Raw genomic sequence first — 11,743 nt, 5'->3', positions numbered from 1 at the left:
GAAGAGCGTCGGGTACGAGAACGGCCGACTCGGATACGTCACCAGCGACCAGTTCGACATCCCCGGTGGCATTCAACAGAATTTCCAGAACGGTTTCGTGACCGTGAAGAACGGGGCCGTGCAGATCGTTCCCTGACAGCAGTGACGGTACCGGCGCGGTCGGACTCGCACAGAGTCCTCTCAGACCGCGCCGGTACCGTGCGCTGGTCGGGGAGTGCACTCGTTCCTCCCCTCGTTCCGCCGGACACGCTCGACCCCCAAGAGACGAAGGATGACCACGTGACAACGAGGTTCGCGACCACTCTCGCCCCGGTGATGCTTGCCGTGGCTGTCGGCGGACTGCTCACCGCCTGCGGCGGTGACGACTCGTCTGCCAGCAGCACCCCGTCGTTGACGTCCAGTGCGACGGCGGCGGCGACCACCACCACGGCCACCTCCACGTCGTCGGCACCGTCCGGATCGGCGACGGCGTCGGCGTCCGCGTCGACCAGTCCCGGTGCCGCTGCGACGGCGCCCGACGAGTCCGACCCCGTCCCCAGTGGCTTCCCCGGCCCGACGTCTGTGCCGATCAGCCCGCGCGGAACCGCGTTCCTCGACGCGTTGAAGGGTCGCGGCGTGACCGTGGCCGGCACCGGAGACATCGCCGTCGGCACCGCGGAGTACATCTGCGCTGCCCAGTCCGAGGGCGTCGCGGACGACCAGGTGCTCACCTTCGTCACCGCCAACGTCGGCGCCGAGGCGTCGGCGTCCGGCACGCAGATCACCGCCGAGGACGCGGCGAAGACCGCCCAGGTCTACGTCGACGTCGCGCGGTCGACGTACTGCGGATAGATCGGAGACCTCGTGGCTCGATCCACTCGCCGGCGGTCACCGCTCCGGCTTCTTCTCGTCGCCGTCGCGGTGATCGTCGTCGTCCTGCTCGTCATCCTTCTTCTCTGGTACCTGCTGGCAGGACGACTGACGACGCCGGGTAGCGGCGGACCGCAGACACCGGGCGCCGAGGCTCCGACCTCCCAACCGGCGTCCTGCCCCGACGTGTTCGTGCTGTCCGTCCCCGGCACCTGGGAGTCGAACGCGGCCGACGACCCGTACGCGCCGACGGCCAACCCCATCTCGCTCATGCTGGGCGTCACGCAACCTCTGCAGCAACAGTTCGGTCCGGAGCGCGCGGAGGTCTACACCGTTCCGTACGTCGCCCAGTTCTCGAACCCCATCGCCTTCCCGCCGGACGGCCAGGCGTCGTACAACGTCAGTCGCTCCGAAGGTGCGGCGAAGGCGAACGACATTCTTGCGCAGCGCTATTCCGAGTGCCCACTGACGTCCTACGTCCTGGCGGGCTTCTCCCAGGGGGCTGTGATCGTGGGCGATCTCGCGTCCGCCATCGGAGCCGGAACCGGCCCGGTGCCGGCCGATCGCGTGCTCGGCGTGACCGTCATCGCCGACGGTCGCCGCGACGGTACGTCCGCTCAGCAGATCGGACCCCCGGTCGACGGAGTCGGTGCCGAGGTGGCGCTGGGCGGCCTGGACGTTCCCGGGATCACGATGACCGGCGCGCGGCAGGGCGGCTTCGGAACCCTCGCGGACCGCACGTTCTCCATCTGCGCCCCGGGTGATCTGATCTGCGCCGCACCGCCGGAGGCGATGTCGCTGCGCAACATTCCGTCCTCGATCACTGCGCTCGCCGGTGCTGCCGGAAATCCGGTGCACGGTAACTATGCGCGCTACGTCGTCGACGAGGCCGGAACCACCGCGACGCAGTGGACGGCGAACTGGGCAGCGGGCCTGATCGCGTCGGCACCCACCCCCGCGCATAGCTGACTTCTGCCCGGTTCGGGTGTCGTCACAGGCGACTTTTGGTCTCGGGCCGGTAACGGCTAGAGTGGCGAGTCGGCTCGATCCGGGTACCGACCACCGGCGCCGTGCCGACACACTTGATGCTGCAGGAGAGAGAGTCCATGAGTTCTGCCGACGCCGCGGGTACGTCTGCGCCATTGCGGAAGTTCCGATTCGCGGCCGGCGGTGAGGGCAACCCGGACGAGGGCGGTGCTCGTCGCTTCGTCAAGCTCGCGCAGAAGGCCGAGGAACTCGGTTTCGACAGCTTCATGATCCCCGACCACCTGGGCAATCAGGTCGGACCCATCGCTGCGCTCGGAGCGCTGGCAGTGGCAACGGACAAGATCCGCATCGGGACTGCCGTTCTCGCGAACAACTTCCGTCATCCCGCGGTCCTGGCGAAGGATGCGACGACGATCGATCAGATCTCCGGCGGTCGGCTCGAACTCGGTATCGGCGCGGGCTGGCTGAAAGAGGAGTACGACAAGTCCGGGATCGCCTACGAGAGTCCCGCCGTCCGCATCGAGAAGCTGGACGAGTCGCTCACCATTCTCGATACGTTGTTGCGTGGCCAGGAATGCAATTTCCAGGGCAAGCACTACTCGGTGAACGGACTGCAGGGCAGCCCGCGCCCCCGTCAGGGCCCGCGTCCTCCGATCGCTGTCGGCGGCGGCGGCCCGAAGTTGCTCACCATGGCGGCGAAGCACGCGGACATCATCTCGCTCGTTCCCAGCACGACTGCGGAGGGCAAGCTCAAGCTGTCGGAGATCACTCTCGAGAAGAGCATCGAGCGGGTCGAGACCATTCGCGCGGCGGCGGGGGACCGGTTCGACTCGATCGAACTGAACTGGACCATCACGACGATCCTGATCTCGGACGACCGCGAACAGACGGCCGAGATGGTGATCGGTGCGCTCGACAACGGATTCCCGCCGAACATGGAGGCCGACACGCGTTTGTCGGTCGAGCAGATCCTGCAGTCTCCTTACATCGCGATCGGCTCGTTCGAGGAGATCGCGGAGCAGATACGCCAGGTCAGGGCTGCCACGACCATGTCGTACGTCGGGGTGTTCCCCACCCAGATGGATGCATTCGCTCCCGTTGTCCAACTGTTGGCGGGCGAATGACGCGGAATGGGTCGGTACCATACTTTCGACCGAGTTCACCACTCAGTGGTGACAGGTCCGCTGAGACTTACCGGTGAGTAGGATGACCTCGCTCGCGTTCGAGCTGTACGCGTCCGACGGCGCTGCCTACGTCAGGATCGGGGGGTGTCGCACTGGCGACACCGCGGCGGTTCGAAGGAGATGATGATGAGTAACTCGTTCGACGATTTCGTCGACGACAGCGGCAATATCGTGATCCGCGAGGATCTCACGCTCGTTCGCCACGTCGAGCAGAACGTTGCCGACAACGGTGACGACCTGGCGTACCGTTACGTCGACTACTCGCGTGAGCGGGACGGCGAAGTACACGAGCTGACCTGGTCGCAGTTCGGCGCCCGCCTTCGCGCCGTGGCTGCGCGGTTGCAGCAGGTGACCACGCCCGGTGACCGCGTCGCGATCCTCGCGCCCCAGGGCCTCGACTACGTCGTCGCGTTCTTCGGTGCGGTCTACGCCGGCACGATCGCCGTGCCGTTGTTCGACCCCGACGAGCCCGGTCACAGTGACCGGCTGCACGCCGTTCTCAGCGACTGCGAGCCGTCCGCGATCCTGACGGCCACCAATTCTGCTGCCGGCGTCCGCCAGTTCTTCCGGTCGCTTCCGGCCGCGAAGCGACCCCGCATCATCGCCGTCGACGCCATCCCGGACAGTGTCGGTGCAACCTGGGTGGAGCCGCCCGCCGACATCGACGAGATCGCGTACCTGCAGTACACGTCCGGGTCGACGCGTGTCCCGGCCGGCGTCGAGATCACGCACCGCGCCGTGGGCGTCAATGCACTCCAGATGGTCGACGCCATCGAGCTCAACCACGATTCGCGTGGAGTGACGTGGTTGCCCCTGTTCCACGACATGGGCCTGCTGACGGTGATCCTCCCCGCGCTCGGCGGCAAATACATCACCATCATGAGTCCGCGTGCCTTCGTGCAGCGCCCGTGGCGCTGGATCAAGGAACTCGCTGCCGTCTCGGACGGCGCCGGCACGTTCGCCGCCGCTCCCAACTTCGCCTTCGAGCACGCCGCGCAGCGCGGTCTGCCCAAGAACGGCGAGACGCTCGACCTGTCGAACGTCATCGGTCTGATCAACGGTAGCGAGCCCGTCACCACCACGTCGATGAAGAAGTTCAACGACGCCTTCATGCCGTACGGACTGCCGAAGACCGCGATCAAGCCGTCCTACGGCATGGCCGAGGCCACGTTGTTCGTCTCCTCGACCAAGCATTCCGACGAGGCCCGCGTCATCCACGTCGATCGCACGGAGCTCAACGCCGGACGCATCGTCAAGGTCGAAGAAGGCACGCCGAACTCGATCCCGCAGGTCTCGTGCGGGTACGTCGCGCGCAGCCAGTGGGCGGCGATCGTCGACGCAGATGCCGCGGCGGAGGTTCCCGACAACCACGTCGGCGAGATCTGGCTGCACGGTCAGAACATCGGCAAGGGCTACTGGGGCCGCGAGAAGGAGACGTCGGAGACGTTCCACAACACACTGGTCTCGCACCTGAGCGAGAACAGTCACGCGGACGGTGCCCCCGAGGGTGCGAACTGGATGCGCACCGGCGACTACGGCGTCTACGTGGACGGCGAGCTCTACATCACCGGTCGCGTCAAGGACCTGGTGATCGTCGACGGCCGCAACCACTACCCGCAGGATCTCGAGGCGTCCGCTCAGGATGCGAGCAGCGCTCTGCGTCCCGGTTTCGTGGCGGCCTTCGCCGTTCCGGCGAACCAGCTTCCCGACTTCGTGTTCGAGCACGGCGGTGCCGGTCTGACCCGCGACGCGGGCGATTCGTCCGAGCAGCTGGTCCTGGTCGCCGAGCGCGCACCGGGCGCCGGCAAGGCCGATCCGCAGCCGATCGCCGACACGGTCCGAGCGGCCATCTCCCAGCGCCACGGTGTCACCGCACGCGACATCCTGCTGGTCCCGGCCGGGTCGATCCCGCGTACGTCCAGCGGGAAGATCGCACGTCGCGCGTGCAAGGCCGCGTACATCGAGGGAACGCTGCGTGGTGGATACCAGCAGACCGCGTTCCCCGACAATCCCGAAGACTGATCACCCGACGCGGGTAGTTTGGCGAGTTTGATGGCTGAAGAAGAGACAACGACGTTCGTACCGGAGCCGACCACCCTCCCCGAGAGCGACGGTTCCGCAGCGGATCAGCCCGCGGGAGAGATGACGGTCGCGCAGCTCAGGGATTGGCTGCGGCAGTGGGTGGCCGACGCCACCGGTCAGCCCGTCGGGCAGATCTCCGACGATCGTCCGATGGAAGAATTCGGTCTGTCCTCGCGCGACGCCGTCGCGTTGAGCGGGGAGATCGAGGAACTGGTCGGCGTCACGCTGACGGCGACGGTCGCGTATCAGCATCCGACGATCGCGTCGCTCGCCACGCGCATCATCGAGGGTGAGCCCGAGTCCGAGAGCGGCACCACCGACGACTCGTTCTACCTGTCGGCACCGGCGGGCGATTCCCACGACATCGCGATCGTCGGCGTCTCGACGCGGTTCCCCGGAGCGGGACACACGCCGGACGAGATGTGGGACATGCTCTCGGCCGGTCGAGACGGCATCACCGATCTCCCCGAGGGCCGGTGGTCGGAGTTTCTCGGCGACCGCCGCATCGCGGAGGCCGTCGAGGAGACCGTGACCAAGGGCGGGTATCTCGACGACGTCAAGTCCTTCGATGCCGAGTTCTTCGCGATGTCGCCGCGCGAAGCTGCCAACGTCGACCCGCAGCAGCGCTTGGCGCTCGAACTGACGTGGGAAGCGCTCGAGGACGCTCGCATCCCCGCGAACGAGCTCAAGGGCACGCAGGTCGGTGTCTTCATCGGAACGTCGACCAACGACTACCAGATGATCGCCGTCAGCGATCCCGACCCGCATCCGTACGCACTCACCGGAACGTCGACTGCCGTCGTCGCCGGCCGCGTGTCGTACTACTACGACTTCCGCGGTCCGTCCGTCGCCCTCGACACCGCGTGCTCGTCGTCGCTCGTCGCCGTGCACCAGGCTGTGCGAAGCCTCCGCAGTGGAGAGTCCACGCTCGCGCTGGCGGGCGGCGTCAACATGATCCTCTCGCCCGCAGCGACACTCGGCTTCGGCCAGACCGGTGTGCTCGCCCCGAACGGCAAGATCAAGGCCTTCTCGTCCGACGCCGACGGCATGATCCGATCCGAGGGCGGTGGACTGGTCGTCCTCAAGCGCCTCGAGGACGCGGAACGTGACGGCGACACCGTGCTCGCCGTCATCGCCGGCAGCGCGGTCAACCAGGACGGCCGATCCAACGGCCTCGCAGCCCCCAACCCCGACGCCCAGGCGGACGTCCTCCGGACCGCCTATCGCGACGCGGGAATCGTTCCCTCGACGGTCGACTACATCGAGGCGCACGGCACCGGAACCATCCTCGGCGACCCCATCGAGGCGGACGCCCTCGGTCGCGTGGTCGGGCGTGGACGCGACGCGGACAAGCCGGCGCTTCTGGGTTCCGCGAAGACCAACTTCGGCCACCTCGAGAGCGCTGCGGGCGCGGCCGGTCTGATCAAGGTGGTTCTCGCGCTGCGCGAGAACCAGGTGCCGCCCTCACTGAACTACGTGGGCCCCAACCCGTACATCCCGTTCGACGCCGCGCGTCTGCGCGTCGTCGACACCGCGACCGAGTGGCCCCGCTACTCGGGTGCCGCCATCGCCGGTATCTCGGGCTTCGGCTTCGGCGGTACCAACGCCCACGTCGTCGTGCGCGAGTACGTACCGGGTGCGGTCGCGGATGCGGGTACCGAGCCCGAATTCGACGCCTCGTCCGTCGACCCCGAGGCACTGGTCGGCGAGCCCGTCGGTGTGCCGGAGGAGACCGAGGCCGAGATCGAGCAGGTACTGGCGAGCATCCCGGACCACGACGTCGATCCCGGACCCGCCGCTCCGGTGCTGCTGGCCGTTTCCGCGAGCATGCCGTCACGGCGTCGTCGCGCGGCGGCCGATCTGGCCGACTGGCTCGAATCCGAAGTCGGCAGCACGACGCCCCTCGACGCCGTCGGTCGCTCGTTGTCTCGCCGCAACCACGGGCGCTCCCGCGCGGTCGTGATCGCCACGACGCGCGCAGAGGCCGTCACCGGATTGCGCGCCGTCGCCGACGGCAAGCCGGGACCCGGCGTGTTCAGCTCCGATTCCCCCGCATCCAACGGACCCGTGTGGGTGTTCTCCGGGTTCGGTGCGCAGCATCGCAAGATGGCGAAGGAGTTCTATGCGGCCGAGCCGATCTTCGCCGAGGCGCTGGATCGCGTCGACACGCTGATCGAGGACGAGTCCGGATACTCCATCCGCGCGATCGTCGAGGACGACGCGCTGACGTACGACTTCGAGAACTCGCAGGTCGGAATCTTCGCCATCCAGGTGGCGCTGGTGGAGACTCTGCGCGCCTACGGTGCGACACCGACGGCAGTGGTGGGACATTCGATGGGAGAGGTCGCCGCCGCGTACGCCGCGGGCGGTCTCGGCCTCGAGGATGCCGTGCGCATCATCGTCGCCCGCTCACGTCTGCTGGGCGAAGGTCAGGAGGGTCTCGGTGACGCGGCGGCCGGCGCGATGGCGCTGGTCGAGTTCTCCGCCGCCGAGGTGGCAGAGCTGGCCGACAGATTCCCTGGCGTCGAGCCCAGTGTGTACGCCGCCCCGACACACACGACCGTCGGCGGACCGGCGGAACCGGTGCAGAAGTTGGTCGAGTACGCGGAGTCCCTCGGCAAGATGGGCCGCGTCCTGGACGTCAAGGGTGCAGGCCACACCTCCGCGGTCGATCCTCTCCTCGGAGAGCTCGCCGCGGAACTGATGGGCATCGAACCGCATCCGCTCGCCGTGTCGGTGTTCTCGTCGGTGGACAAGGACGCGTTCTACCGCGCCGGCCACGAGGCCGTGCACGGCGTCGACTACTGGACGAAGGGGATGCGCCACCCGGTGTGGTTCACCCAGGCCGTCAAGCAGGCGGTCGACGCCGGCTACACCACGTTCGTCGAGCTGTCGCCGAATCCCGTGGCCCTCATGTCGATCGCAGCGACCGCCTGGGCGACAGGAGTTCCCGACGCCACGCTGGTCGCCACACTCAAGCGCAAGGAGAGCGAGGCGGCAACGTTCCTCGCTGCACTCGCGGAGCTGTACGTCCACGGCCACGCCGTGTCGTTGGCCTCTCTGTTCGACGACGGTGAGTACGCCGAGATCCCGCGGACGTCCTTCGTACGCAAGCATCACTGGATCGACACGGCCGTGCATCTCGGTGGATCCGGCTCGGCCGGTACCCGGGTCGCCCTTCCCGACGGCCGGTTCGTCTGGGAGACACCGGTGTCCGGTATCTCCAGCATCGGCGACCTGGTGTCCGTGCTCGCGGGAGACGTCCTCGGTGACGTCACCGTGGGTGCCGTCGTGGCGCAGCGCGCCGTGCCGGCCACGGGGACACTCACCACCACGCTCACCCCGCACCCCGGTGGTGCGTCACTGCAGGTCCACTGGAACGACGGCAGCACGTTCCACGCTGTCGCCGACGCTGTCGTCACGGGGTCGGGCGTCACGGGATCCGCTGCCGTCGAGAGCTTGTCGGCGGAGCGAGTCGAGGAACCGTTCGTAGAGGAGGAGCCGGAGGTCGTCGACGACTTCGGTGACCGCTGGGATCCGAACGGTACGCAGACGATGGAAGACCGCCTGGCGATCGTCGTCGCGGAATCCATGGGCTACTCGCCTGAGGATCTCCCCGCGGAGATCCCGCTCATCGAGCTCGGTCTCGATTCGTTGATGGCTGTCCGCATCAAGAATCGCGTCGAATTCGAGTTCGACATTCCGCAGGTGCAGTTGCAGGCCGTGCGGGACGCGAGTCTGCGTGAGGTGGAGAAGTACCTGCGCTACGCGCTCGAGAACCGTGAGGAGGTCGCCGCCCTCGCCGAGGCGCAGGAACGCGATCGACTCGCCGAGCAGACCGCCACGGTGGACGCGGAAGAGCCTGTCGCACAACCCGACCCGGTCGTGGCAGAGCCCGAGCCGGAAGCAGTCGAGCAGCCTGCTCCGACGGCCGCGGCAGCGTTCGAGGCACCGACCGATGTGAGCGACGCCCAGTCGTTCGCCGAGGCCACCGGAACCGACGTCGCCCCGCGTGACGCCGCCGAGCGCCTGACGTTCGCCACCTGGGCCGTCGTGACCGGACAGTCGGCGAAGGGCATCTTCAACACCCTCCCTGTACTCGACGATCCGACGGCCGAGAAGCTCGCGGCGCGGCTCAGCGAACGGTCGAAGGGTGAGATCACCTTCGACGACATCCTCGACTCGGAGACCATCGAGCAACTCGCCGACGTGGTTCGTCCCTTCCTGGAGTCCGGTGACGTGACCGGACTGGTGCGCACGCTGCGGGCCCGTCCGGAAGGCTCGACGGCCGTGCCGGTCTTCGTGTTCCACCCGGCCGGCAGCTCCTGCGTCGTCTACGAACCGCTGCTCAAGAGGCTGTCCGCGGACACCCCGATGTACGGCCTCGAGCGCACCGAGGGTCCGATCGAGGACCGGGCGCGCGCGTACCTTCCGCTCCTGCGGGAGATCCAGGGCGACGGTCCCTACGTCCTCATTGGCTGGTCGCTGGGCGGCGTGCTGTCCTACGCGGTGGCGGCGCTCCTCCGCGAGGAAGGTGCGGACGTCCGGTACGTCGGCCTCATCGACACGGTCATGCCGTTCGAGCCGATCCCGGACACACCCGAGGAGATCCAGCTGCGCTGGAAGCGGTACGCGCAGGTCGGAAAGAAGCTGTACAACGTCGACTACCCGCTGCCCTACGAGAAGTTGGCGGCGGCGGACGACGACGGTCAGATCAAGATCATCATGGACATGGTCAAGATGAGCAGCGCGAAGATCCCCAGCGGCATCATCGAGCACCAGCGCACGTCGTGGTTGGACAACCGCGCCATCCAGACTGCGCAGCCTCAGCACTACGAGGGCGACGTCACGCTCTACATGGCCGACAAGTACCACGACGACGCCATCGCACTCGAGCCCCGACTGGGCAAGCGTGAACCGCACGGTGGCTGGGGCCCGTACGCTCCGAACCTGGACATCGTCCACATCGGCGGTGACCACCTCGCAGTGATCGACGAGCCGTACATCTCGGCGATCGGTGCGGATCTCCAGAGCAAGATGGAGAAGATTTCGGCGTCGATCACGCCGAAGGGAAGCGAGTCGCACACGTGACATCCACGACTGCCGCCAAACTGGCCGAGCTCCGCGAGAAGCTCGAGGTCGCCCGCGAACCCGCGGGTGACGTCGCCGTCGCCAAGCGTGCCAAGAAGGGGATCCCCAGCGCTCGCGAGCGCATCGACATGCTGCTCGATCCGGGTTCCTTCGTGGAGATCGGCGCGCTCGTCCGTGCGCCCGGTAACCAGGACTCGCTGTACGGCGACGGAGTCGTGACCGGTCACGGGACCGTCGACGGACGACCGATCGCGGTGTTCTCGCACGATCAGACCGTGTTCGGCGGCACCGTCGGAGAGATGTTCGGCCGCAAGGTCGCTCACATCATGGAGTTCGCAGCCGACATCGGCTGCCCGTGTGTGGGCATCAACGACTCGGGCGGCGCCCGCGTGCAGGACGCAGTGACTTCCCTCGCCTGGTACGCGGAGCTCGGTCGCCGCCAGGAACCGCTGTCGGGAATGTGCCCGCAGATCTCGGTGATCCTGGGCAAGTGCGCCGGCGGCGCCGTCTACGCACCCATCAACACCGACATCATCGTGGCCACCGAAGAGGCCTACATGTTCGTCACCGGGCCGGACGTCATCAAGTCCGTCACCGGCGAGGAGGTCAGCCTCCACGATCTGGGAAGTGCACGTAAGCAGGCCGAGTACGGCAACGTCCACCACGTGGCCGCCGACGAGAAGGCCGCTTTCGAATGGGTGCGCAAGTACCTGTCCTACCTCCCGTCGAACTGCCACGAGCAGCCGCCGGTGATCAACCCCGGCCTCGAGCCGACGATCACCGACGACGATCGTTCGCTCGACGTGTTCATGCCGGACTCGGACAACGCCGGTTACGACATGCACGAGATCCTGCTGCGCATCTTCGACGACGGTGACTTCCACGAGCTCACCGCGCAGACGGCGTCCAACATCATCGTCGGCTTCTCGCGTGTCGACGGTCGTCCGGTGGGTGTCGTGGCGAATCAGCCCATGCACCTCAGTGGCGCCCTGGATGCGGCGAGCAGTGACAAGGCGTCGCACTTCATCAACATCTGCAACGCGTTCGAGATCCCGCTCGTCCTGGTCACGGATACACCAGGTTTCATGCCCGGCCTCGAGCAGGAGAAGATCGGCGTCATCAAGCGCGGCGGCCGGTTCATCTTCTCGTACGTGTGCGCGACGGTCCCGAAGGTCACCGTCGTGATCCGCAAGTCCTACGGCGGTGGATACGCGGTGATGGGGTCCAAGCAACTCGGTGCCGACATCAACTTCGCGTGGCCCACGGCCCGCATCGCGGTGATGGGCGCCGAGGGCGCGGTCAGTATCATGGCCCGTAAGCAGCTCGCCGAGGCGGGCGACAACGCGCCGGCCATCCGTCAGGGCTTCATCGACTTCTACAACGAGCATGTCGCCACGCCGTGGATCGCTGCCGAGCGCGGGTACATCGACGCGGTCATCGAGCCGTCGAGCACCCGCCTCGAGATCCGCAAGGCGCTGCACATCCTGCGGGACAAGACGAAGGAACGGCGCCCCCGCAAGCAGCACCTGTTCCCGATCTAGCCGGCCCGT

The 11,743-nt window shown here is 67.3% G+C and carries 7 protein-coding genes; all 7 read left to right on the top strand.

The annotated features are described in order from the left end of the window. On the top strand, window positions 1–136 hold a 136-nt coding region (locus RU01_RS23540; protein WP_197074773.1), incomplete at its 5' end, for a hypothetical protein. A 143-nt stretch (window positions 137–279) separates the two neighbouring features. Beyond that, window positions 280–831 carry a DUF732 domain-containing protein gene (locus RU01_RS13685; RefSeq protein WP_042575128.1) on the top strand — a complete coding sequence of 184 codons (552 nt, stop codon included), beginning with the start codon at window positions 280–282 and terminating at the stop codon, window positions 829–831. A gap of 12 nt (window positions 832–843) precedes the next feature. After that, window positions 844–1,818, top strand: coding sequence for a cutinase family protein (locus RU01_RS13680; protein WP_042575096.1), 975 nt, complete (start codon window positions 844–846; stop codon window positions 1,816–1,818). Between the two features lie 137 nt (window positions 1,819–1,955). Then, window positions 1,956–2,960: an LLM class F420-dependent oxidoreductase gene (locus RU01_RS13675; protein WP_042575127.1), complete on the top strand. Its 1,005-nt coding sequence runs from the start codon at window positions 1,956–1,958 to the stop codon at window positions 2,958–2,960. A gap of 186 nt (window positions 2,961–3,146) precedes the next feature. Next, complete coding sequence (fadD32, locus tag RU01_RS13670; protein ID WP_042575126.1) at window positions 3,147–5,042, top strand: long-chain-fatty-acid--AMP ligase FadD32; 1,896 nt, start codon at window positions 3,147–3,149, stop codon at window positions 5,040–5,042. A 120-nt stretch (window positions 5,043–5,162) separates the two neighbouring features. Next, window positions 5,163–10,193: a polyketide synthase Pks13 gene (pks13, locus tag RU01_RS13665; RefSeq protein ID WP_156148915.1), complete on the top strand. Its 5,031-nt coding sequence runs from the start codon at window positions 5,163–5,165 to the stop codon at window positions 10,191–10,193. Beyond that, a complete protein-coding gene (locus RU01_RS13660) occupies window positions 10,190–11,734 on the top strand; it encodes an acyl-CoA carboxylase subunit beta (RefSeq protein WP_042575094.1) in 1,545 nt (514 codons plus the stop codon). The genes pks13 and RU01_RS13660 overlap by 4 nt, the downstream gene beginning before the upstream one ends. Window positions 11,735–11,743: the final 9 nt, after the last annotated feature.

Origin of the sequence: Rhodococcus sp. MEB064 (genome assembly GCF_000834565.1) — a bacterium.
GTDB lineage: Bacteria > Actinomycetota > Actinomycetes > Mycobacteriales > Mycobacteriaceae > Rhodococcoides.
This window is presented reverse-complemented; position numbering and strand designations above follow the sequence as displayed.

Bases quoted from the DNA above. Each gene is read 5' to 3' on its own strand.
- RU01_RS13675 (WP_042575127.1), top strand. From the start codon at position 1,956: ATGAGTTCTGCCGACGCCGCGGGTACGTCTGCGCCATTGCGGAAGTTC.
- fadD32 (WP_042575126.1), top strand. From the start codon at position 3,147: ATGAGTAACTCGTTCGACGATTTCGTCGACGACAGCGGCAATATCGTG.
- pks13 (WP_156148915.1), top strand. From the start codon at position 5,163: ATGACGGTCGCGCAGCTCAGGGATTGGCTGCGGCAGTGGGTGGCCGAC.